This window comes from uncultured Microbacterium sp., from assembly GCF_947489255.1.
GTDB lineage: Bacteria > Actinomycetota > Actinomycetes > Actinomycetales > Microbacteriaceae > Microbacterium > Microbacterium phycohabitans.
Genome location: NZ_CANLCY010000004.1, coordinates 446533 through 467476, shown reverse-complemented (window position 1 = coordinate 467476; position 20944 = coordinate 446533). Strand labels below are relative to the sequence as shown.

Genomic DNA, 20944 nt, shown 5'->3' with positions numbered 1-20944 from the left:
GTGCTCGATCCCGGACGCCCGGCGTGGGTCAGGCCGGAGCCTGTTTGGTGGTGCGTCCGCCCTTCGGCGCGCTCCCGAAGATGGCCTCGATCGCGCTCTGCTTGGTCTTGGCCTCGCGCTCGATCTCGGCTCGCACTGTCTCGGCGCGCTGGAGCACCTTCGGGTCGGACTTGCTCGACTCGACCCAGGCCTCCAGCGCCAGACGGATCTCTTCGGTGACGCTCCGGTCGTTGAGTTGCGCGATGACCTCGAGTTGCGCTCGCAGCCCGTCGGTGATGCGCACGCTTAGCGGGCGGGTGGGACCGAGAGCCGTGGCCGGCACCTCGGGCGATTCGTTCTCGCTCATGGCGAGCCTCCTCATCGGATGCGGCCGACGAACCCCGGATGGGTTCCTCTCGGTAAAGCCGCGTCCCGGCGAGGAGGACTGCTGAGTATGACGGCTCGTTTCAGGACGTCAATGCGCCGGTCGCGCACGTTGCGAAAAGCACAACGTTCGATTACTTCTCGCTGGGCGCCTCGTTTGTCATAGTCGTAAGCAGACATGAGCACCCACCTACATTCCGAACAGCACACGCGAGCCTGCCGATGATGATCGACTACAAGGTCAGCGACCATTGGCCGAAGGACACGCCGGATTGGCTTCCCTCCCTGGTGTCGTCGCTGGATCGCCGCCACGGGCTCAGCGCCGTCCTCCCTCTGGCGGTCATCGTTAGCGAGATTGCCGAGTGGGTTCAGCTTGCAAGCGGTACCGACGCCTGGAGTCCCAAGCCGAACCGCACCTCGCTCGCGCTAGATATCCACCAGTCCGTGAGGACGCTTGGCCCCGCCCTTCGCGCCGACATTTCGGCACCGTTGGCTGCCTTCGAGGCGGCGTTCGCAGCGCTCATCGGAAGCCCTCGGGCTGTCGTCGAGCAACCGCCTGGGACGCGGAGCGCGGCCGTGTGGGTCGACGTGACGACGTCCGCCACGGCGTTGCTCACAGCGCTCGACAGCGATGCCGCTACTCGCGCTAGCTGGGACGATCTGGTTGCTGCCGCGCAGGACAGAATGCTCGTCCACGGCAATCCGGTCTCGTTCGCCGTCGTGCAGTCTGTGCGTGAGTACGCCGAGTTCATCAGCGGTACGGCACTGTACAGCGCGCTCGAGTCCTTCGTCGATGGCACCGACCCGAAGGTTGCCCTCGCGGAGCGAACTGACGAGTTCGCTGCTATGCAAGCAGGGAAGGACGCCGCGACGTATTGGCGTGAGCGCGTTGCGGCTGAGGGTTGGCCACGGCCGTAAGCCAGGGCTGTCTCGATTCAATGTCGGAGGCCGCTGTCACTCTGGGAAGGTGACTGAGCTTGCATATATGGTGCGCGAAGACTGGGGACAGCACGGCACCGCGATGATCCCGCAGAGCGCCGTGATCCGAGACTGGATCGGTGAGCCGCCGTACCTCTTCGCCGTGACGGACACCAAGAAGTTCAACCACAACGACCGCGGCGCAGACATCGAGGCCGCGGATTTCATAGCGCCCGAGAAGACCGATCGAATCGTCTTCGACATCCCGGAACTCGGCAGCTTGGAACGCGAGGACAAGGTCATCGACCACGCGGTCGTCGTGTTGCACCCATACGAGCAACGTGAGCTTGAGACGATTCGCCGCGCGGTTGAAGCAGACTCGATCGGCAAGCTCTTCGTTCTGATCTGGTCGCGGTATGACATGGTGCGCACCTGGCTCGATGGCCTCGGCGCGCTCAACCTCCACACCCGAGAAGCCCGCCCGGCCAGCGACCCGCTTCTCCTCTCGGCCGCTGAGATGATTAGGGACCACGACTACAACGGTCTGAGCTCGGGACGCGGTAAGGACGCCGTGGTGCAGCTTGTCCGAGCCTTCGCCGTCGAGGGCTATCCCGTCGAGCCGGAGACCTGGCTGCGCGCCTACTTCGCGGTCGGCGGCAGCTTTCGCCACGCCGAGTTGATCGAGAAGCTGGTCAAGGAGATGAAGGCGGGGACGCGCCACCGCGTGAAGCCGCGTTACCGCGACAACATCGTTGAGATCATGCGCGAGCAGCTGGCCGCGAAACAGTAGACGAGCCTGACGACAAGTGCGCGCGAAAGACGGCACGATCGACTCATGGCTCTGACTCTCGGCCCGCTCCTCATCGACGCCGGCATCGACCCCGCGCAGGCGCTCGTCATCCGCCACGGCTTCGTGACCGAGCCAGAGGAGAGCGGGCTGCAGGGACTGCACGCGGACTCGACCGACGCAGAGATTTTGTCCTATACGGCGACGCAATCCTCGGACACGAGACGGTTCCCCGCGGTGCCGCCGCGATTCTGGGTGGTGTTCATCAAGGAAGACGGAGACCAGGCGCGGTTCTGGTCCGTGGTGGAGAACCGTGGCCAGATCGCTTACGACGACATCCGACGCACCTTCGACGTCGTCGAGTCCGACCACATGGCCGATCTTCGGAAGCGGCTTGTCATCGGCTGGAAATCACCACGCACTTGGCGAATGAACGCAAGCACCGCTGCGAGCTATCCGGTGGTCGGCATTGCAGACGCCGAGCCGATCCCGTTCCCCGGCTTCGACCGCCTGGTCCTCAGCCATGTCCAGCTTCAGGCGGTGATGCGCGAGCATCGATACGCCTCATGGCGCACTGCGCTGCCATCGGTGGTTGGGATCTATCTCATCACCGACACTTCGGACGGGCGGCACTACGTCGGCAAGGCGGACGGCGCCGAGAGTATTCGGCAACGCTGGAACGCCTATGCCACGAATGGCCATGGCGGCAACGTCGAGCTGCGTCGTGTCGACCCGACGAGCTTCCGCTTCTCACTGCTCCGGGTCTTCGATCCGTCCACGCCAACGCGCGACATTGACGCGGCTGAGAGCCACTTCAAAGACGCGCTCGACAGCCGCCGCCACGGACTGAACCGGAACTGAACTGGATTCCGGTTCGTCACTTCTTGGCGTCGCCGGCCTCGTCCTCGGTCGCCAGACTCTCCGGAATCATCTCGGCATACTGCTCCCGAATGAAGGCCAAACCCTGGGCGAGTGACGGGTCGAACTCGAGCGAGTTCGTCACGAACTCCAAGCGACGCTTGTTCTCGTCGATGATGTCCCGCCAACGTCGCACGTAGGCGCGAACCGCTGGACGCCCCGGCTTCTTGTCGGGCTCAAACACCAACCCGAGTTCTCGATCGGATCCGATGATCGAGTTGTCCATGACCCCGTCATAGTCCGTGACGACAAGAATGAACTCCCACACGGATCGGTCGCTCGCAAACGCAGCGTTGTCGATGACGACATTGATGTAGTCCTCGATCTGGTACCGCTCAACGCGGCCTGCGGTGATGTCAGGTGCCTTCAGCTCCACCACGAGATGGCGGATCCGGTCGTGCTCCTTCGCCTTCACCGCTAGATGGAGGTCGATCCGGCCCGTCTTGCCGTCCCAGCGCTTGACAGGCTCGACCTTGCCGTCCGGGAGCCCCTCGAGCTTGAGGTGGGTACGCAGCATCTGCGTCAGCCCTCGCTCGCTGTTCATGAAGTGGTACTCCTCACCAAAGATCCAGAGCTCGTGCTCCAGGAACTTGTGGAGGTGGTCACGCTCGCCGACCTTCTGCGAGTCCTCCGGATCGAACAGCAAATGCTCGAGGCCAGCGAGGAACTTGCTGCGGCTCGTAACGAGGTTGGCGCTGCGGATCACGCCGGCCAGCGACGTTTCGCTCAGCAACTTGGTGAGTGCCTCGCGGTCCTGCTCGCTGAGCGCGACGAACTCGCTCACAAGCACGGCGAGGTTCTCGGGGTCGGTCTTCAACGCATCGCGCAACAGGTTGAGGGTGAGCTGCGCCCCGTCCCTACGCTTCGGAATCTGGGGCACCAGCGCACTCGACACGATGTCGAAGACGGCGCGCTCCGCCTTGTCCGCCTCGGTCGCGGGCTCCTCCTTGTAGGGATAGATGCCCTTGTTCTTCCATTCGTCGATCTGGTCTCTGCGACGAGCGCGACGACGCGCGGCGAAGTGGTCTTTCACCGCCGTTCGAGTCGCGCGCCAGACCGCACCGGCCGGGTCGGGAGCCATGTCGCCAAGACCGAGATCGGCGAGCGATTCCGTGTCAAACCCGGGCCAGGTGACATACGCCGAGTACGCCGCCTGCGCTTCGATCTCAGATCCGGAGGCCTCCACCACGAATCTCTCAGCATCCTCGCCGAAGTAAATCGCCCGGTGCTTGCCGGTGCGCCATTCAATGATGCGGATCGACACGACAGCATCACCGTCACTGTCGAGAACCGCGGTCACCGTCGTGTCGTCGAGGATCTCGTCGGCGGGGTCAAGCTTGGCGCCATCGAAGATGACGGTGAGGGAGTCATCGTTGAGCAAGACAGGCGCGAAGTGTGAGGTGAGCACCGTCAGCGTCGACTCGCTGATGAGCGAGTTCAGGCTGCGGTCCTGCTCGTTCATCGCGGTAACGACGGTGCCCGTCACCGTCTCCGTCGACGGAGACGCTTCCCAGCTGAAAGGTTCCGCACGCTCCTTTGCGCCCTCGATGACAACCCGCTCATGGTCGCCTGCGGTGTTGACGCTCTCGCTGGCCCAGGTCACGCGTGATCCAAGCGCGAACGCACGAAGGCGGCCTTCACCGAGCTTGCCGTGGAGTCCGCGCTTACCGTTCTTCGACCGTGCAGCGAGTGCCTTCCATGAGCCACCGATACGACCGAACGTCGCCTGCACTTCGTCGGAGGTAATGCCGTGGCCGTCGTCCTCGACCGTCACGCTCTCGATGGCGTCCATATTGGAGCGGGCCAGCGCGACACGGACGGTATTCGCCTCGGCATCAATCGCATTCCAGACGAGCTCGACGACAGCGCGAACGGGATCGCGCTCGCGCGCCAGACGGGTGACGAGGTCACCGCCGGCGGAAAGTGGAAGGTCCCTCTCCAGACTCACTGTAGGGCCCGTGTTCATCTCGAGCCCATCGGCTCAGTCCGGGAATGGCGGCTCGTCGCCCCACATGCCGGAGGCGCCGCGGTTGCCTGCACCGCTCCCTCCACGGTTCGCCGAGACCGAATGACTCGAGATCCGAGCGGAGTGCGTCGAGCGGTAGACGACCCGCTCGCCCAAGATAGTGCCCGCGTAGCGACCCGATGGGTCGAAGACGTAGTCGCCCTTGATCTTGCCCACGTACGTTCCCGAGCACATAAACAACTTGTCACCGCTGAGCCGAAGCGGACGGCCATTCTTCGTATAGAGGTCTGCCACGCCATCAGTGTGCGCTGGGCTTCCGACATCGAGAGGAGCGCCGGATGCCGAAGCTGACGGACGAGCAGAAGGCAGCCCGCGCTGCCAAGCGGCAAATGACTAACGCGCTGAAGGAGGAGGCGAGGGCGCACCGCGACGAGGCGAAGCGTCGAGAGTGGCGCGAGAAGGGGATGTACCTGACCCGCGAGCAGGCAGCGACCGGCGAGCCATGTCGAGGCTGCGGGCTGCCGGTCATCGACAACCTCGGCAACGGGCCCGGCACGATGTACCTCACGCCGGAGCAGAAGGTCGAGTACGACGCCGACCAGGCGAAGTACAAGGAGAGGCATCCGAACTGCGACGGCCACCGCTGGAGCATGTCGGGATCTCGCGCCACCCACTGCGGCTGCTGCTGTCCGCCCATCCCGATGTCGCCGGAGCAGTACGAGAACATCAGCAAGATCCTCCTGGGCAGCCCCCGCCGTGAGGAAGAGCTCGACATCTGGGAGCGCACCCTCACCTGCGGTCACACCGTGGAGCAGAGCGTCCACCACACCAATCAGCACCCGAGCTTCTCGACCGCCTGGTGTCCGGAATGTGAGCTGACCCGTGGTGTCGTGAGTTCGGTCAAGACTCTCGGAGCGGCAGTACGGATGGCCGAGGCGAAGCGCAAACGCAACGACCAGGTCGCCCGTGCCGAGCGAGAACTCAAGAACGCAGAGAAAGCAGCGAGCGAGGCTAGGAAGCGGCTTGCTGATCTGAGATCGAATCCGTAGCGCCACGCGCGCCGCCGGCAGTGCATGTCGGAGGTCGCTGCTGTAATCGAGCTATGCAGTGAGCGACATCAACCCGAACGGAGCACCCACGTGAACTTCTTGAAGTACGACCTTGGCCGCGTCGAGAAGGGCTCCACGGTTGTCGTGACGCTCAGCACCGGTGCGAATGTCCGCCTGATGGACTCGTCCAACTTCAGCAACTACCGAAACGGTCGCCGCCACACCTACTACGGCGGACTGGCGAAGGTGTCGCCGTCCCGGATCGTCGTTCCTTCGACCGGGCACTGGTACGTGACCATCGACCTCGCCGGCCTTCGTGCGAGCAACGTCCGCGCCAGCGTCAACGTGGAGCCCGGCGCGCTGCGGCCGCTGCGCTCCACAAGCGGCTCGCTGGCCGGTATCCGCTCCGAGCCGCCCGTGCGCCTCACGCCGGACGAGAGCGGCCAGACCTGGGACGTCTTCATCTCGCACGCAGGCGAGGACAAGGCCGCGGTAGCGCTGCCGCTCTACGAGGCACTGACGGCGCGCGGTCTCAAGGTCTGGCTCGACAAGGGTGAGCTCCGCATCGGAGACAGCCTGCGCCGCAAGATCGACTACGGCCTGGCGCGCTCCTCGTTCGGGGTCGTGGTGTTCTCCAAGTCCTTCTTCGCGAAGGGGTGGCCGCAGTACGAGCTGGACGGCATCGTCGGACTGTCGGTCGCCGGCAAGCAACGGATGCTCCCGATCTGGCACGAAATCTCGAAGGACGAGGTCGAGTCGCAGTCGCCATCACTCGCTGACAAGATTGCGCGCACCACGGCCACCAGCACCATCGCGGAGATCGCAGATGAGATCGCTGAGGTCGTGCTCGATGCCGACGCCGCTTGAGTAACCCTCGCGCCCGATAATCTCGACTCACCAGATCAGCGCAGCGAATGGGGCTCGTATGTCGGACGACGATGAGCGGCGCCACGAGATCGAGCTGGTCAGCGACGGAGACAGCCTTGCGGTCATTGGCGACCCGCTGGCGGTCGATCGGTTCCTCTCCACGGCGGGTGTGGCCTCCCGCGAGTTGAACCTCGCGCACGCCGTCGGCGGTGCGCTCAACGTCGGTTCGGCTGCAGCGAAGGGCGGATCCGAGGTCGCTGCCAACGCGGGGCGCTGGGTGAAGCTCACCGAGGAGTCCGCCAAGGCGCTCAGACTCGGCAACGCCATGAAGGGCTCGTCAGACAGCGTCAGCCGCGCCATCGCGACCACGAGCAAAGGCAAGATTTCGAGCATCCTCGAGTTCGTGAAGCCCGGCACCGTCGGCTCAATGCTCACCAACCCGGCGATGCTGGCCGGCGCAGCGGGCATCATGGCTCAGCTCGCCATGCAGCAGACCATGCAGGAGATCACGGACTACCTCGCCGTAAACGACGAGAAGGTCGGCGACATCTTGCGAGCGCAGAAGGACAGCGCGCTTGCAAGGCCGGCGTACTTGATCTCGCGCGATCGAGCAAGCCCTCAAGGCGCTATCGATAGCGCTCATGCTTGACATTTCAACGCTAGAGGCGCATGACTATGCCCAGAAGACATGGAGGAACTCTGGGTCTTTTCGTGTACCCACGCGAGTTCGATCCGTTCGCGGCTCCGCTCGGGAGCAAGTGCGCCTTCGTCTCGATACCGAGATGACCGCCGACCTGCGTCCGCAGGAAGGAGTCATCCGAATGGAGATAGCCCATGCTCGTGCAACAACAGAACACTGTCATCGGTCGGCGTTTGAACATTCCCCAGGTCGCCCTGACGGAGGAAGTAGAGGTCGTCGTGATCGACGGTCAGGAGTACGAAGGAGTTCGGATCGATAGCGAGCGCACGGAGTTCAGCCGAACCCTCCACGAGTGGACTGCACAGCGCCGCCTCGCTGAGACCGGCCACACCACCGACAAAAAGAAGAGAGCCTCCCGCATTTCTGCGGAAGGCTCTCTTACTTCGACCTCCACTGGCCTCAACGAGTCCAATGGTTTGAGCAACTCAATAATGGTCGGGATGACAGGATTTGAACCTGCGACCCCTTGACCCCCAGTCAAGTGCGCTACCAAGCTGCGCCACATCCCGTTCCCCGCAAGCGGGCAACTCCCCTATATTAGCCCCTCCCCGGCACTGCCGCGAACCAGCGCCCACCCCGGGCGTGTGGCGCCGCAGCTGCCGACGGCGGAGCTTCCTTGTCGATGTCGGAACCCCTCGCTAGCGTCGCGACATGACGATCGAGATCCTGCCCGCCACCGGCGACCGCTTCGACGACGCCGAGACGGCGCTCGACAGCGGTGACGGCCCCGGATGCCAATGCCAGTGGTGGCTCCTCACCAACGCGCAGTTCCAAGAGAGTTCGCGTGACGAACTCACCGCGCGCTTCCGCGCTGAGATGCAGAAGGAACGACCACCCGGACTCATCGCCTACGTCGACGGCGAACCGGCCGGATGGGTGCGCGTCGGTCCTCGCACCGCACAGGCGCGGCTACTCCGTACGCGCGACGTCAAAACCGCCACCGCCGAACCTCTCGACGCCGAAGACGTCTGGGCGGTCTCGTGCTTCGTCGTGGGCACGAGGCACCGCGGCCAGGGCCTCACCCGCATACTGCTGGATGCCGCCGTCGCCACCGCACGCGACGCCGGCGCCCGTGTCGTCGAGGCGTATCCCCTCGATCCGACCGTCTCGAAACGCTCGGCCAACCAGCTCTACCGCGGCACGGTCTCGGTCTTCGAAGACGCCGGCTTCGACATCGTCGACCGCCCCAAGCCCGACCGGGCTCTGGTCTCCCTCACGCTCCGCGACTGAGCGCCCGTCTTACGATGGAGGTTCGCCGACGAAAGATGTGACATGACGGATGCCACGACCACCGCGCGCGTCGACGCGTGGCTGTGGGCGGTACGCGTCTACAAGACGCGGTCGGCCGCGACCACGGCGTGCCGAGCCGGGCACGTGCGGGTCAACGGCGAACGGGCGAAGGCGGCCCAGCCGGTGCGGCCCGGCGACGAGCTCCGGGTGCGCATCCAGGGGTTCGATCGCATCCTCGTGGTGAAGAAGACCATCGCGAAGCGCGTGGGCGCGGCGCTGGTGGCCGAGTCGGTCGACGATCGCACTCCCCCGCCCCCCTCGAAGGAGAGCATGCCGTTCGTGCCCGTGCGCGACCGCGGCGCGGGACGCCCCACGAAGCGCGACCGCCGCGAGATCGAGAAGCTGCGCGGGCGCGAGCTCGATTGAGCGTCGCTGTCACTGCGCGCAGATCCCGGAGCTCGCGGGAGGGGCCGGTGGCTTCGACAGGCTCAGCCACCTCACGCTGCGCCAGGTCGACAGCCCACTGCACGCGGCCGGCGGCTTCGACAGGCTCAGCCACCTCACGCCGCACCAGGTCCCTGAGCTTGTCGAAGGGACCGACTGCCGCGGCGGCGTCAGCTCAACTGATCCAGCAGCCAGCGCGCGCCGCGCACGGTCGCGCCGAGAGCCTCGACGCGGGCCGAGAGCTCCCGGTCGCCGGTCACGACCACGACGGGTGCGAACGCCCCTGCGAGATCCCGGACGGCCGCGACGATCTCGTCGTCGCCCTCGCCCGGGGCCCGACGCACCTCGAGGGCGGGTGCCGGAGGCTGCGCCGCCTTGGCCTGTCCTTCGAGCACGGCGATCACCCGCGGGAACCAGCGCGTGGCGGAGAGGCCGAGGAGGTCGGCATCCACTCCGCGCTCGACGAGACGAGAGGTCTTCGTCACGAGGCGGGTCGCGGCTGCCGCGCGGTCCTTCCACCAGCCGTCGGGGACCGACCCCATGACGTTGGCCACGTCGATCACGATGGCCGGACGCGCGTCCAGCGCCGCGCGGAGCGCGGGCCACGACGCGGCGAACCCCGGATGGAGGGGGAGCTGGGTCACCCGGTCGACCGCGACCCATTCGAGGGCCACGCTCTCGGGGTCGCTGATGACCGGCTCGAACGGGGTCGTGACGTCGGCGACGAGGGTGGAGTACGACCAGATGCCCAGGTCGAGGACGCTTTCGAACCGCGCGCGCACGGCATCCACCGGTACGCCCGCCTCTTCACCCGACTCGCGCAGCGCGCCGTCGCGGGCCGACTCCCCCTCGTGACGCGCTCCACCGGGCAGTGCCCACGTGCCGCCGAAGTGGCTCCACGAGACCCGGTGCTGCAGCAGCACTCCGCGCTGGGGGTCGAGGGCGAGCAGTCCCGCGGCGCCGAAGCGTCCCCAGTACTTCTCCCCCGTGGGCGCGACGACCCACGCGTCGCCGGGGTCGCGCGGCCCGTGCGGACGCCGCGGTTCACCCGGGGCGGGAGGCTCGATGGTCATCCCGTCCAGCCTGGCACACCCCTCGGGTGAGAGCGCCGCCGCGCGTCATCTCGCGCCATGTGCCATGAACGGTCCGCCCACCGCAGAGCGCCGGGAAAGACGAACGTCCCGACCCTACGCGAGGGCCGGGACGTCCGAAGGTCGACGTCAGGCGTCGAAGCGGGCTCCGCGGGGATCGCTCGGCAGCACCTCGAAGACGAAGAGGATGATGCCGCCGACGAACGGCACGAAGGCGATGAAGATCCAGAACCCGCTGCGGTTGGTGTCGTGCAGGCGACGGACCACGAGCGCCAGGTGCGGCACGAAGGTGGCGAGACCCCACACGAAGAGCAGGACGAGGAACACCACGCCGAGACCGCTCGGCGGGAGCGGGCTACCGGAGGCGTCGACGCCCCCGCCGCCGCCCGTGATCAGCGCCAGGAGGCTGAGCACGAACGAGACGATCGCATTCGCGAGGATCCACCACCAGAACTCACTGCGGCTGGCGCGACCGCTGAAGGTCGCGTACTTCTTGAAGAAACGCTGCACTGCGGCGCCGAACGAGGCGCCGTAGAGCGGCTGAGACAGCGGAGCGGTGTTCTGCGTGTACGACATGTGTGTCCCCCTGACACGATGACGGATGATGCCCGAAGCGGCGGCTGATCGGCCCCCGCTCGTGCACTGTATCGACACCGCACGCCCGCCGTGGCAGAACGACGCTCCGTGTCGCCTCAGGCGTCGAAGCGCGCGCCTTCGGGCCGCGGCCCCTGCACCGTGAAGACGAAGAGGACCAGGATGCCGATCAGGGGCACGATCCCGATGAGAACCCACAGGCCGCTGCGACCGGTGTCGTGCAGGCGACGCACCAGCACGGCCACTGTCGGCAGGAGCGTGCCGAGGGCCCAGACGATCCAGATCAGCGACAGGATCACGCCGTGCGGCCCGGTGATGGTCGTGGAGCCGTCGGCCTCGATCCGCACACCGTCGGTCAGGGTCGGCAGCGCGTTCAGCACGGTACCCACGACGGTGCCGGTCAGCACCCACCACCAGTATTCGCTGCGACTCGCGCGCTCCCGGAAGGTCGCGTACTTCGCGAAGAACCGCCGGACCGCCGCTCCGAGGGGTGCGCCGTAGTACGGCTGGTCGAGCGGTGGTGCGATCGCGGTCATGGCGTGCCTCCCGGGAGGATCGTGGATGCCACGGCCCCCGCCGTCGCCCGTGCACTGTATCGACACCCGACGCCCGGCCGCGGGCCCTTGCATCCACGCACGCGACTCGCCACCCCGGCCACAACGCGAACGCCCCGGCCCCCACGCGGGGACCGGGGCGCGCGACGAGCAGCCTCAGCGCTGACGCTTCTCGCGGATGCGCATGTTCAGCACGATCGGGGTGCCCTCGAAGCCGTAGATCTCGCGCAGGCGCCGCTGGATGAACCGGCGGTAGCCCGGGTCGAGGAACCCGGTCGTGAACAGCACGAATGTCGGCGGACGCGTCGCCGCCTGGGTGCCGAACAGGATGCGCGGCTGCTTCCCGCCGCGCAGCGGGTGCGGGTGCTCGGCGACGAGCTCCGACAGGAACGCGTTGAACTTGCCGGTGGGGATGCGGGTGTCCCACGACTCCAGCGCCGTCTCCAGAGCCGGGACGAGCTTGTCGAGGTGGCGGCCGGTGCGCGCCGAGATGTTCACGCGCGGGGCCCACGCGACGTGCGCGAGGTCCTGCTCGATCTCGCGCTCGAGGTAGCGGCGACGGTCCTGGTTCTCCATGTCGTCGTCGTTGAGGCGGTCCCACTTGTTGAACGCCAGCACGAGCGCACGACCGGACTCGAGCACGAGGTCGATGATGTTCAGGTCCTGCACGCTGATCGGCTGCGACACATCGAGCACGACGACCGCGACCTCGCTCTTCTCCAGCGCGGTCGAGGTGCGCAGCGAGGCGTAGAAGTCGGCGCCCTGCGACAGGTGCACGCGACGACGGATGCCGGCGGTGTCCACCAGCGTCCAGAGCTTGCCGCCGAGCTCGACGACCTCGTCGACGGGGTCGCGGGTGGTCCCCGCGAGCTCGTTGACGACGACGCGCTCCTCGCCGGCGGCCTTGTTCAGCAACGACGACTTGCCGACGTTGGGCCGGCCGAGGATCGCGACGCGGCGCGGTCCGCCGATCTCGTACTTCGCGACCGCCGAGACGTCCGGCAGCACCTTCATGAGCTCGTCGAGCAGGTCGGCGACGCCGCGTCCGTGGATGGCCGACACGGGGTGCGGCTCGCCCAGACCCAGGTTCCACAGGGCCGTGGCCTCGGGCTCCTGTCGGGCGTCGTCGACCTTGTTGGCGATGAGGAAGACGGGCTTCTTGCTCTTGCGCAGCAGCTTCACGACGTGCTCGTCGGTCGAGGTCGCACCCACCGTGGCATCCACCACGAACAGCACGACGTCGGCGAGGTCGATCGCGACCTCGGCCTGAGCGGCGACGGAGCGGTCGATGCCCTTCGCGTCGGGCTCCCACCCGCCGGTGTCGACCAGCGAGAAGCGGCGGTCGAGCCACTCGGCCTTGTACGTGACGCGGTCGCGCGTGACGCCCGGGGTGTCCTCGACGACGGCCTCTCGACGGCCGAGGATGCGGTTCACCAGCGCCGACTTGCCGACGTTGGGGCGACCGACGATCGCGACCACCGGCAGCGCCGGCAGGAACTCGATCTCGCCGTCGCCCGAGGCCAGGCCCGCGAGCAGCTCGGCGTCGTCCTCGTCGAGGTCGAAGTCGGCCAGGCCGGCGCGCAGCGCCTCGGCCCGCTGTTCGGCGAGGACCTCGTCGAGGTTCTGCATCTTCTCGGCGAGCTGATCGGGCCCGCCCTCGTACTCTTCTTCTTCAACGCCCATCGCGGGCTCCCATCGTGTTGTCGACGACGCTCAGTACGGCGTCGACGGTCTGTTCGAAATCGAGGTGGGTCGAGTCGACGACCTCGACGCCGGGGGCGGCGGTGAGGAAGTCGACGACCGTGGAATCGGCGGCGTCGCGCTGGTGGAGCGCGGCGGCCACCTTGGCGGCGTCGTGGTCGGTGAGCTCGGCGCTGCGGCGGGCGGCGCGCACCTCCGGAGCCGCCGTGAGCAGGATCCGCACGGGCGCGTCGGGGAACACCACGGTCGTGATGTCGCGCCCCTCGACGACGACGCCCGGCAGAGCAGCGGATGCCACGAGCCGGCGGAACAGCTCGTTCACCGCGTGCCGCACCGAGGCGACGCGGGCCACACCGCTCACGGCATCCGTCACGCGGGGCTCGCGGATCGCGGCCGTGACGTCGACCTCGCCCACGCGCACCCAGCGATCGCGCGCGTCGAGCGAGATCGCGTAGTCGAAGTCGCCGAAGACCTCGAGCACCGCGGTGGCGTCGGAGGTGTCGGCGCCGTGCGCGAGGGCGTGCCAGGCGAGGGCGCGATAGGCGGCGCCGGTGTCGAGGAAGCCGTAGCCGAGCCGCAGGGCCGCGGCCTTCGAGACGCTCGACTTGCCGCTGCCGGCGGGGCCGTCGATGGCGACGACGACGGGCGCGGTGCCAGACGTCGTGGGAGTCGATCCCGCAGCGGGCTTGGTGAGGGGCTCAGTCATGGGTGGTGCTCGCAATCCGCCATCCGCGCTGCTGGAGCCCGTCCACGGCTCGGCGGACCGCGTCGGGCACGACGCTGATCTCGGCGAGACCGAAGGGGGCGCCCGGCGAGTGCTCGAGGCGCAGGTCTTCGACGTTGACGTCGAGGTCTCCGAGCTCGCCGAAGAGGCGGCCCAGCTGTCCGGAGGTGTCGTCGACCATGACGACGAAGGTATCGAAGCGTCGGTTCTGGCCATGCTTGCCGGGCAGGCGCTCGACGCCCTCGTTGCCCCGGCGGATGGTGTCGGCCACCGCGCGGCGGGCACCGGGAACGTCGGGGTCGCGCAGCGCGTCGGCGACGCCGGCGAGATCGGCGGCCAGCCGGTCGAGCACCTCGACCACGGGGGCGGCGTTCGCTCCCAAGATCTGCACCCACAGCTCCGGAGCGGATGCCGCGATGCGCGTCGTGTCGCGCACGCCCTGTCCGGCGAGCCGGAGGGAACCGTCGGGCGCCTCGACGAAGCGTCCGGCCAGCAGGCTCGCGACGAGCTGCGGCACGTGGGACATGAGAGCGACGGACTCGTCGTGTTCTTCCGGGGTCATCTCGATGAGCGTGGCTCCCAGGTCGAGGGCCAGGCCCTCCACCAGCGAGAGGTCGTGCGCCGAGGTCTCACCGTCGCGGCAGACGACCCACGGGCGCCCGACGAAGATGTCGGCGCGCGCCGAGATCGCCCCGCCGCGCTCACGACCGGCCATGGGGTGGGAGCCGATGTAGTGCCGCAAGTCGACCCCGCGCTCGCGCAGCGTGCGCAGCGGCTCGAGCTTGACGCTCGCCACGTCGGTGACCACGGCATCCGGGTACAGGGCCAGCTCGCGCTGGACCACGTCGGCCGTGACGTCGGGCGGGACCGCCACGACGATCAGCGACGGGGTGTCGTCGGGGCGCTCGGCGCGCCCGGCGCCGTAGTCGATCGCCAGTCGCAGCTGCGAGGGGGACGCGTCGACGAGCACCACGTCGACGCCGCGCGCGGTGAGCGCGTGGCCGATGCTCGCGCCGAGCAGGCCCGAGCCCACGACGCGCACCGTCCCGCTCGTGCGGGTCGCCAAAGGCCCCGCCGCGCGCGCGGACGCCTCGTTCGATTCGCTCATCGGGTCTCCTGCTGCCCTGGGCGACGCTTCCCGCGCCGCGGGCGCCCGGAGGCTCACTCCGCCGGATCGGCCGAAGGATCGCCGTCTTTCCGGGACAGCGTGAGAAGAGCGCCGCGTTCTACTGTAGTCAACTCGCGCGCCTTGCCCACCGGGAGTGTTCCCAGGTGCAGCGGTCCGAACTGCCGACGCACGAGTTCGACGACCGGGTGACCCACCTCGGCCATCATGCGGCGCACGATGCGGTTCTTCCCCGAGTGCAGGGTGAGCTCCACGAGGCTCTCGCCCCGCGAGGAGTCCAGCAGCCGCGCCTTGTCGGCCGCGATGCGTCCGTCTTCGAGCTCGACGCCCTTGATCAGACGCTGAATCGTCTGCGGCAGCACCTGCCCGTCGACCTTGGCGATGTAGACCTTCGTCACCCCGAACGACGGGTGGGCGAGCACGTGGGCGAGGTCGCCGTCGTTGGTCAGCACGAGCAGTCCGCTCGTGTCGGCGTCGAGGCGGCCCACGTTGAACAGGCGCTCGTCCCAGTCGGCGGTGTAGCGACGCAGGTCGGGGCGACCGCGGTCGTCGCTCATCGAGCTGACCACCCCGGTCGGCTTGTTCAGGATGACGTACCGCTTGGACGCATCCAGCTGGATCGCCGTCCCGTCGACGTCGACCAGGTCGGTGTCGGGGTGGATCCGCGACCCGAGCTCGGTCACGGTCTCGCCGTTCACCCGCACGCGTCCCTCGACGATCATCTGCTCGGCCACGCGCCGCGAGGCCACGCCCGCGTTGGCGAGCACCTTCTGCAGGCGTACGCCCTCTTCGCCCCCGGTGGCCGGGCCTGTCGAACCGTCGCTCATTTCAGTACCTCTCCGTCGAATCCGTCTGCGCCGTCGTCGAGCAACGGCGAGATGTGCGGCAGCTCGTCGAGCGAGTTGATGCCGAGGTTGACCAGCAGCTGGTCGGTCGTTCCGTAGTGGATCGCCCCCGTGTCGGGGTCGGTGAACACCTCGGTGATGAGACCCCTCGCCAGGAGGGTGCGCACCACCGAGTCGACGTTCACGGCACGGATGGATGCCACCTGCCCGCGCGTGACGGGCTGCTTGTACGCGATCACGGCCAGGGTCTCGAGCGCGGCCTGCGACAGCCGCGAGGGAGCCTGCGTGTTGACGAACTCGCCCACGACGTCGTCGTACTCCTCGCGGACGTACAGACGCCACCCTCCCCCGACCTCGCGCAGCTCGAAACCTCGGCGGGGGCCCCCGCTCTCGCCGTCGTAGTCGGCGACGAGAGCCTCGACCGCCTGACGCACGGCCGGCACCGGGGCGGCGACCGCGGCCGCCAGGCTCACGAGGCTCTGCGGTTCTTCGAGCACGAGCAGGATCGCCTCGAGGCGGCGGGCGACGGATGCCGGGTCGACGGCGCGGGGCGCGGGTGTCGGCGCCTCCGTGGCGGGAGCGGTGGCGGCGGCCGTGTCGGTGGCCGTCTCGGCGGCGGGCGGCGAAGGGTCAACGGTCATAGTCGGCTCCGAGGGCGGCGAGGTTCTCTTCGGACCACCGTTCGGCGGTCCAGCGCAGGGTCAGCTCCCCCAGCGGCTCGAGCTGCTCGAACGAGAGGGCGGCATGGCGGTAGAGCTCGAGGATCGACAGGAACCGCGCGACGACGACCCCCGTCTCGGTGACCCCGGCGACGAGGTCGCGGAAGTTCAGCGTCCCCGCCGACCGCAGGAGCGTGACCACGATCGCGGCCTGCTCGCGGATGCTGACGAGCGGCGCGTGCAGGTGATCGAGGCCCACGGTCGGGACCTGCTTCGGGGCCATGGCCACGACGGCGAGCGCCGCGAAATCCTCCACGCTGAGCGTCCACTTCAGTTCGGGCACGGCGCTGCGGTACTTCTCGTCGAGGCGCACGGCACGCGTGTGACGCTTGTCCTCGCGCTGCAGGCAGCGGGCGAACCACGCGGACACCTCCTTGAACGCGCGATACTGCAGCAAGCGCGCGAAGAGCAGGTCGCGAGCTTCCAGCAGCGCCACCGACTCGGCATCCACCAGTTCGCCCTGCGGGAGGAGTCCGGCGATCTTCATGTCGAGCAGGGTCGCGGCGACCACGAGGAACTCCGAGGCCTCGTCGAGATCGGCGTCGGGCCCGAGGGCGCGCAGGTAGGCGATGAACTCGTCGGTCACGCGGCTCAGCGCCACCTCGGTCACGTCGAGCTCGGCGCGCGAGATGAGCGTGAGGAGCAGGTCGAAGGGGCCGTCGAAGTCGGGGAGCGAGACGCGGAAGCGGGGTCCGTCCGTGCCGGTCCCTTCGACATGCTCAGGGACCTGCGTCGCGGGCTCAGGGATTTCGGACCCCAGGTGGCTGAGCCTGTCGAAGCCACCGGACGCATCGGTCCCGGTCCCTTCGACAAGCTCAGGGACCTGCGTTGCGAGCTCAGGGATTTCGGACCCCAGGTGGCTGAGCCTGTCGAAGCCACCGGACGCATCGGTCCCGGTCCCTTCGACAAGCTCAAGGACCTGCGTTGCGAGCTCGGGGACCTCGGACCCCAGGTGGCTGAGCCTGTCGAAGCCACCGGACCCGGCGGGGTCGGCGAAGGTGTCGTCAGGCGACGGCGCCACGGGCGACCAGCTCCCGCGCGAGCCGCAGGTAGGCCTGAGCGGCGGCGTGCTCGGGGGCGAATTCCGTGATGGGCATACCCGACACCGAGGCGTCGGGGAACTTCACCGTGCGGCCGATCACCGTCTCGAGCACGTCGTCGCCGAACGCCTCGACCACGCGCTCGAGCACTTCGCGCGAGTGGAGCGTGCGCGGGTCGTACATCGTGGCGAGCACCCCGTCGAGCTCGATCGCCGGGTTGAGGCGGTCGCGCACCTTGTCGATCGTCTCGACGAGCAGCGCCACACCGCGCAGGGCGAAGAACTCGCACTCGAGCGGGATGAGCACACCGTGCGCGGCGGTGAGCGCGTTCACGGTGAGCAGGCCCAGCGAGGGCTGGCAGTCGACGAGGATGACGTCGTAGTCGGCCGCGACCTTGCGCAGCACGCGCGCCAGGATCGTCTCGCGCGCGACCTCGTTGACCAGGTGCACCTCGGCCGCCGACAGGTCGATGTTGGCCGGGATGATGTCGAGGCCCTCGACGCGCGTGTGCACGATGATCTCGTGCGGGTCGCGCTTGGTGTCGAGCAGCAGGTCGTAGATCGTCGCCACGTCGTGCGTCTGGATGCCGAGACCCGCCGACAGCGCGCCCTGCGGGTCGAAGTCGATCGCCAGCACGCGTCGACCGTACTTGGCGAGCGAGGCGGCCAGGTTGATGGTGGTCGTCGTCTTGCCGACGCCGCCCTTCTGGTTGCACAGGGCGATGATGCGGGCGGGACCGTGACCGTCGAGCGGCTTCGGGGTGGGGAACCCCTGGTAGGGGCGTCCGGTGGGCCCGAGGATGACCTCGTCCACGCCCGTCTTCGTGCCCTTCGTGCTCGCCGACACCGAGTCTCCCGCCTTCGTCATAACGTCCCCGAGTCTAGCCGCCGCCCGCTCCGCGACCTGCGTGACCCGCGGGTGCGGGCAAGGTCCGCCTCCCGTGCGCACCAGAACGCCGGCCCCCGGCGTTCTGGTCCGTCGAACGGGCGCCGACGCGCGACCGGCGTGCGCACAACCTCCGCGATGCGCACGACCTCAGCCCGAGACGACCCGCACCGGCTGACTTTGCGCGCATGACCGACTTCGCACACGCGTCAGACCACCGGCTCACACTCCCGAACCCGCCGCGACAACCGCCGCGATGCGCACGACCTCAGCCCGAGACGGCGACCTTCAGCGGGCTTTGCGCGCGTCGCCGACTCTGCGCGCGCGCCGCAGCTGCACGAGAACCGCGAGAGCCAGCGTCACCGCACCCCACGCCGCGGCGACCTTCACCAGCACGCCGTAGATCAGGTGGGTCGGGGTGTAGTCGGCGTCGAAGCCTCCCGCGATCACGATGGCGACGAGGGATGCCACGACCAGCGCCAGAGGGAGCGAGAGCCACCACGCCACGCGCACGGCATCCGGAACAACCCGGTCCACCGGCTGCGGCCGCTGCCGCGACAGCCACCACACCCCGAACACCGCGAGTCCGGCCAGTCCCAGGACACCCGAGCCGTACTGCAGCCACTTCACGCCCGGCAGGGGCCCCCACGGCTGCTCCAGCGCCGGGAACAGCGCGTCGCCCGCTCGCCCCTCGTGCGTGAAGAAGTCCCACGCGATGTGCGACGCCACCCCGAGCGCGAGCGACAGCACGAGCCACAGGATGCCGACGGCTCCCCCGCTCACGCTCTCGCGCGCCGCGGCGCGGGCTCCGGCATCCCACCCCGCGGGGAGGCGCTGCGCGATGCGGCGCGGCACCACCTCGCGCGTCGCGGGGCGCAGGACGCACCGCCACACGAGCAGCAGCACGAACGCCACGACCACCGTGAGCGGCAGCCACGCGGGATCGTGCGTCATGCCGTAGTCGGGGACCATCCCGCGCAGGAACAGCGGCAGGTCGGGGGTCATCGACCCGATCGCGATCGCCGCCGGAACCAGCCGCGTGCGCAGAAACGGAAGCGCGACGACGGCGTGGCTCGGCGTGAACGGCACGTCAGCTCAGGAACAGGCCGGCGAGGGTCTTCTTGCCGCGGCGCAGCACCGAGACCCCGCCGGGGAGGGTCCCCTCGACGATCGCGTCGTCGGCGGCGACCTTGACACCGTCGAGAGAGACGCCGCCCTGCGCGATCGCACGGCGCGCGTCGCTGAGGCTCGACGACAGGCCGGTGGCCGTGAGTGCTTCGACGACCGAGGAGCCGGGGGCGAGGGTGGCGTGCGGAAGCTCCTGCAGCGCCGTGCGCAGCACCGTGGCATCCAATCCGGTCAGGTCGCCCTGGCCGAACAGCGCCTCGGTCGCGGCGATCACGCTCTCGGTCGTCTCGGCGCCGTGGACGGTGGTCACGACCTCGCGGGCCAGACGCTTCTGCGCGGCACGGCGGAAGGGCTCCTCCGCGACCAGCCGGGCGTACTCCTCGATCTCGGCCCGCGAGAGGAACGTGAACACCTTGAGACGCTCGACGACATCGCGGTCGTCGGTGTTGAGCCAGAACTGGTACATGACCCACGGGCTGCACATCTCGGCATCCAGCCAGATCGCGTTGCCCTCGCTCTTGCCGAACTTCGTGCCGTCGCTGTTGGTGATCAGCGGCGTGCCGATCGCGTGCACCGACGCGCCCTCGACCTTGCGCACGAGGTCGGTGCCGCTGGTGAGGTTGCCCCACTGGTCGCTGCCACCGGTCTGCAGCACGCAGCCGTACTGGCGGTGCAGTTCGAGGTAGTCCAGGCCCTGGAGGATCTGGTAGCTGAATTCGGTGTAGCTGATGCCCGCCTCGGAGTTCAGGCGCGCGCTCACGGCATCCTTCTTCAGCATCGTTCCGACCCGGAAGTGCTTGCCGATCTCCCGCAGGAAGTCGATCGCGCTGAGGGGGGCGGTCCAGTCGAGGTTGTTGACGATGCGCGCGGCGCTGTCGCCCTCGAAGCTCAGGAAGCGCTCCACCTGGGCGCGGAGCTTTCCGACCCACTCCTCGACGGTCTCGCGCGTATTGAGCGTGCGCTCGGCCGTGGGGCGCGGGTCGCCCACGAGCCCGGTCGACCCGCCGACGAGTCCGAGCGGACGGTGACCGGCCAGCTGGAGACGGCGCATGGTGAGCAGCTGCACGAGGTTGCCCAGGTGCAGGCTCGGCGCGGTCGGGTCGAACCCGCAGTAGAACGTGATCGGATCTCCGCCGAGCAGCTCGCGGAGCTCGCCCTGGTCGGTCGACACGTGCACCAGCCCGCGATAGACCAGCTCGTCCCAGACGTTGTCGAAGGTCGGGTCGTTGGCGGGTGCGAGGGCGCTCACGGGCGCCGCATCGGTGGAGGCAGACACCGGTTCAGGCTACCAGCGG

Annotated in this window: 24 protein-coding genes and 1 tRNA gene; 9 read left to right on the top strand and 16 right to left on the bottom strand. The window is 68.3% G+C overall.

Going from position 1 to position 20944, the window contains the following annotated elements; translation table 11 throughout:
- Nucleotides 1-28: 28 nt before the first annotated feature.
- Nucleotides 29-346, bottom strand: a complete 318-nt coding sequence (locus Q0818_RS12620; RefSeq protein WP_298875329.1) for a hypothetical protein — start codon at nt 344-346, stop codon at nt 29-31.
- Nucleotides 347-588: 242 nt separating this feature from the next.
- Here Q0818_RS12620 and Q0818_RS12615 point away from each other — a divergent pair, with 242 nt between their 5' ends.
- From Q0818_RS12615 to Q0818_RS12605, 3 genes are all read left to right on the top strand, one after another.
- On the top strand, nt 589-1281 hold the full coding sequence (locus tag Q0818_RS12615; protein WP_298875326.1) for a hypothetical protein: 693 nt from the start codon (nt 589-591) through the stop codon (nt 1279-1281).
- Between the two features lie 67 nt (nt 1282-1348).
- Complete coding sequence (locus tag Q0818_RS12610; RefSeq protein ID WP_298875324.1) at nt 1349-2071, top strand: hypothetical protein; 723 nt, start codon at nt 1349-1351, stop codon at nt 2069-2071.
- A 45-nt stretch (nt 2072-2116) separates the two neighbouring features.
- Nucleotides 2117-2929 (top strand): GIY-YIG nuclease family protein, encoded by an 813-nt coding sequence (locus tag Q0818_RS12605; RefSeq protein WP_298875321.1) that lies wholly within the window; start codon nt 2117-2119, stop codon nt 2927-2929.
- Between the two features lie 16 nt (nt 2930-2945).
- Here Q0818_RS12605 and Q0818_RS12600 read toward each other — a convergent pair whose 3' ends face one another.
- On the bottom strand, nt 2946-4934 hold the full coding sequence (locus Q0818_RS12600; protein WP_298875318.1) for an ATP-binding protein: 1989 nt from the start codon (nt 4932-4934) through the stop codon (nt 2946-2948).
- 33 nt (nt 4935-4967) lie between these two features.
- Nucleotides 4968-5246: a hypothetical protein gene (locus Q0818_RS12595; protein ID WP_298875317.1), complete on the bottom strand. Its 279-nt coding sequence runs from the start codon at nt 5244-5246 to the stop codon at nt 4968-4970.
- 44 nt (nt 5247-5290) lie between these two features.
- On the opposite strand from Q0818_RS12595, the gene Q0818_RS12590 reads away from it, so the two are divergent.
- The 4 genes from Q0818_RS12590 to Q0818_RS12575 all read left to right on the top strand — a co-directional run bounded on the left by Q0818_RS12590 (nt 5291) and on the right by Q0818_RS12575 (nt 8038).
- Nucleotides 5291-6001 carry a hypothetical protein gene (locus Q0818_RS12590; protein WP_298875316.1) on the top strand — a complete coding sequence of 237 codons (711 nt, stop codon included), beginning with the start codon at nt 5291-5293 and terminating at the stop codon, nt 5999-6001.
- Nucleotides 6002-6091: 90 nt separating this feature from the next.
- A complete protein-coding gene (locus Q0818_RS12585) occupies nt 6092-6868 on the top strand; it encodes a DUF1883 domain-containing protein (protein ID WP_298875314.1) in 777 nt (258 codons plus the stop codon).
- A 58-nt stretch (nt 6869-6926) separates the two neighbouring features.
- The gene (locus tag Q0818_RS12580) at nt 6927-7517 is read left to right on the top strand and encodes a hypothetical protein (protein WP_298875312.1); all 591 of its coding nucleotides are present in this window, start codon (nt 6927-6929) and stop codon (nt 7515-7517) included.
- Nucleotides 7518-7702: 185 nt separating this feature from the next.
- Nucleotides 7703-8038, top strand: a complete 336-nt coding sequence (locus Q0818_RS12575) for a hypothetical protein (RefSeq protein WP_298875309.1) — start codon at nt 7703-7705, stop codon at nt 8036-8038.
- Here Q0818_RS12575 and Q0818_RS12570 read toward each other — a convergent pair.
- Nucleotides 8001-8077: transfer RNA gene (locus Q0818_RS12570), tRNA-Pro, on the bottom strand. The two genes, Q0818_RS12575 and Q0818_RS12570, sit on opposite strands and share 38 nt — an antisense overlap.
- A gap of 142 nt (nt 8078-8219) precedes the next feature.
- On the opposite strand from Q0818_RS12570, the gene Q0818_RS12565 reads away from it, so the two are divergent.
- Together Q0818_RS12565 and Q0818_RS12560 are read left to right on the top strand one after the other, a co-directional pair.
- Nucleotides 8220-8798 (top strand): GNAT family N-acetyltransferase, encoded by a 579-nt coding sequence (locus tag Q0818_RS12565; RefSeq protein WP_298875307.1) that lies wholly within the window; start codon nt 8220-8222, stop codon nt 8796-8798.
- Nucleotides 8799-8840: 42 nt separating this feature from the next.
- Nucleotides 8841-9224 carry a S4 domain-containing protein gene (locus tag Q0818_RS12560; protein ID WP_076674808.1) on the top strand — a complete coding sequence of 128 codons (384 nt, stop codon included), beginning with the start codon at nt 8841-8843 and terminating at the stop codon, nt 9222-9224.
- Nucleotides 9225-9412: 188 nt separating this feature from the next.
- Here Q0818_RS12560 and Q0818_RS12555 read toward each other — a convergent pair whose 3' ends face one another.
- From Q0818_RS12555 to tyrS, 12 genes are all read right to left on the bottom strand, one after another.
- Nucleotides 9413-10315, bottom strand: coding sequence for an NUDIX domain-containing protein (locus tag Q0818_RS12555; protein ID WP_298875304.1), 903 nt, complete (start codon nt 10313-10315; stop codon nt 9413-9415).
- A gap of 147 nt (nt 10316-10462) precedes the next feature.
- On the bottom strand, nt 10463-10909 hold the full coding sequence (locus Q0818_RS12550) for a DUF805 domain-containing protein (RefSeq protein ID WP_298875302.1): 447 nt from the start codon (nt 10907-10909) through the stop codon (nt 10463-10465).
- A gap of 116 nt (nt 10910-11025) precedes the next feature.
- Nucleotides 11026-11463, bottom strand: coding sequence for a DUF805 domain-containing protein (locus tag Q0818_RS12545; RefSeq protein WP_298875300.1), 438 nt, complete (start codon nt 11461-11463; stop codon nt 11026-11028).
- Nucleotides 11464-11637: 174 nt separating this feature from the next.
- Nucleotides 11638-13164 (bottom strand): ribosome biogenesis GTPase Der, encoded by a 1527-nt coding sequence (der, locus tag Q0818_RS12540; RefSeq protein WP_298875298.1) that lies wholly within the window; start codon nt 13162-13164, stop codon nt 11638-11640.
- The gene (gene cmk / locus Q0818_RS12535) at nt 13154-13888 is read right to left on the bottom strand and encodes a (d)CMP kinase (RefSeq protein WP_298875296.1); all 735 of its coding nucleotides are present in this window, start codon (nt 13886-13888) and stop codon (nt 13154-13156) included. Before cmk ends, der begins: the two co-directional genes overlap by 11 nt.
- On the bottom strand, nt 13881-15014 hold the full coding sequence (locus Q0818_RS12530; protein WP_298875294.1) for a prephenate dehydrogenase: 1134 nt from the start codon (nt 15012-15014) through the stop codon (nt 13881-13883). Before Q0818_RS12530 ends, cmk begins: the two co-directional genes overlap by 8 nt.
- A gap of 53 nt (nt 15015-15067) precedes the next feature.
- Nucleotides 15068-15859: a pseudouridine synthase gene (locus Q0818_RS12525; RefSeq protein WP_298875292.1), complete on the bottom strand. Its 792-nt coding sequence runs from the start codon at nt 15857-15859 to the stop codon at nt 15068-15070.
- Nucleotides 15856-16518 carry an SMC-Scp complex subunit ScpB gene (scpB, locus tag Q0818_RS12520; RefSeq protein ID WP_298875290.1) on the bottom strand — a complete coding sequence of 221 codons (663 nt, stop codon included), beginning with the start codon at nt 16516-16518 and terminating at the stop codon, nt 15856-15858. The genes Q0818_RS12525 and scpB overlap by 4 nt, the downstream gene beginning before the upstream one ends.
- The gene (locus Q0818_RS12515; protein WP_298875777.1) at nt 16508-17344 is read right to left on the bottom strand and encodes a ScpA family protein; all 837 of its coding nucleotides are present in this window, start codon (nt 17342-17344) and stop codon (nt 16508-16510) included. Before Q0818_RS12515 ends, scpB begins: the two co-directional genes overlap by 11 nt.
- 256 nt (nt 17345-17600) lie before the next feature.
- Nucleotides 17601-18503 (bottom strand): ParA family protein, encoded by a 903-nt coding sequence (locus Q0818_RS12510; protein ID WP_298875289.1) that lies wholly within the window; start codon nt 18501-18503, stop codon nt 17601-17603.
- Between the two features lie 306 nt (nt 18504-18809).
- Nucleotides 18810-19610 (bottom strand): DUF4184 family protein, encoded by an 801-nt coding sequence (locus Q0818_RS12505; protein WP_298875287.1) that lies wholly within the window; start codon nt 19608-19610, stop codon nt 18810-18812.
- A 1-nt stretch (nt 19611) separates the two neighbouring features.
- Nucleotides 19612-20925 (bottom strand): tyrosine--tRNA ligase, encoded by a 1314-nt coding sequence (gene tyrS / locus Q0818_RS12500; protein ID WP_298875284.1) that lies wholly within the window; start codon nt 20923-20925, stop codon nt 19612-19614.
- Nucleotides 20926-20944: the final 19 nt, after the last annotated feature.

Excerpts from the sequence above, each read along its gene's own strand:
- Q0818_RS12620 (WP_298875329.1), bottom strand. The coding sequence starts at position 346 with ATGAGCGAGAACGAATCGCCCGAGGTGCCGGCCACGGCTCTCGGTCCC.
- Q0818_RS12615 (WP_298875326.1), top strand. The coding sequence starts at position 589 with ATGATCGACTACAAGGTCAGCGACCATTGGCCGAAGGACACGCCGGAT.
- Q0818_RS12610 (WP_298875324.1), top strand. The coding sequence starts at position 1,349 with ATGGTGCGCGAAGACTGGGGACAGCACGGCACCGCGATGATCCCGCAG.
- Q0818_RS12605 (WP_298875321.1), top strand. The coding sequence starts at position 2,117 with ATGGCTCTGACTCTCGGCCCGCTCCTCATCGACGCCGGCATCGACCCC.
- Q0818_RS12590 (WP_298875316.1), top strand. The coding sequence starts at position 5,291 with ATGCCGAAGCTGACGGACGAGCAGAAGGCAGCCCGCGCTGCCAAGCGG.
- Q0818_RS12580 (WP_298875312.1), top strand. The coding sequence starts at position 6,927 with ATGTCGGACGACGATGAGCGGCGCCACGAGATCGAGCTGGTCAGCGAC.
- Q0818_RS12575 (WP_298875309.1), top strand. The coding sequence starts at position 7,703 with ATGCTCGTGCAACAACAGAACACTGTCATCGGTCGGCGTTTGAACATT.
- Q0818_RS12565 (WP_298875307.1), top strand. The coding sequence starts at position 8,220 with ATGACGATCGAGATCCTGCCCGCCACCGGCGACCGCTTCGACGACGCC.
- Q0818_RS12560 (WP_076674808.1), top strand. The coding sequence starts at position 8,841 with ATGACGGATGCCACGACCACCGCGCGCGTCGACGCGTGGCTGTGGGCG.
- Q0818_RS12555 (WP_298875304.1), bottom strand. The coding sequence starts at position 10,315 with ATGACCATCGAGCCTCCCGCCCCGGGTGAACCGCGGCGTCCGCACGGG.
- Q0818_RS12550 (WP_298875302.1), bottom strand. The coding sequence starts at position 10,909 with ATGTCGTACACGCAGAACACCGCTCCGCTGTCTCAGCCGCTCTACGGC.
- Q0818_RS12545 (WP_298875300.1), bottom strand. The coding sequence starts at position 11,463 with ATGACCGCGATCGCACCACCGCTCGACCAGCCGTACTACGGCGCACCC.
- der (WP_298875298.1), bottom strand. The coding sequence starts at position 13,164 with ATGGGCGTTGAAGAAGAAGAGTACGAGGGCGGGCCCGATCAGCTCGCC.
- cmk (WP_298875296.1), bottom strand. The coding sequence starts at position 13,888 with ATGACTGAGCCCCTCACCAAGCCCGCTGCGGGATCGACTCCCACGACG.
- Q0818_RS12530 (WP_298875294.1), bottom strand. The coding sequence starts at position 15,014 with ATGAGCGAATCGAACGAGGCGTCCGCGCGCGCGGCGGGGCCTTTGGCG.
- Q0818_RS12525 (WP_298875292.1), bottom strand. The coding sequence starts at position 15,859 with ATGAGCGACGGTTCGACAGGCCCGGCCACCGGGGGCGAAGAGGGCGTA.
- scpB (WP_298875290.1), bottom strand. The coding sequence starts at position 16,518 with ATGACCGTTGACCCTTCGCCGCCCGCCGCCGAGACGGCCACCGACACG.
- Q0818_RS12510 (WP_298875289.1), bottom strand. The coding sequence starts at position 18,503 with ATGACGAAGGCGGGAGACTCGGTGTCGGCGAGCACGAAGGGCACGAAG.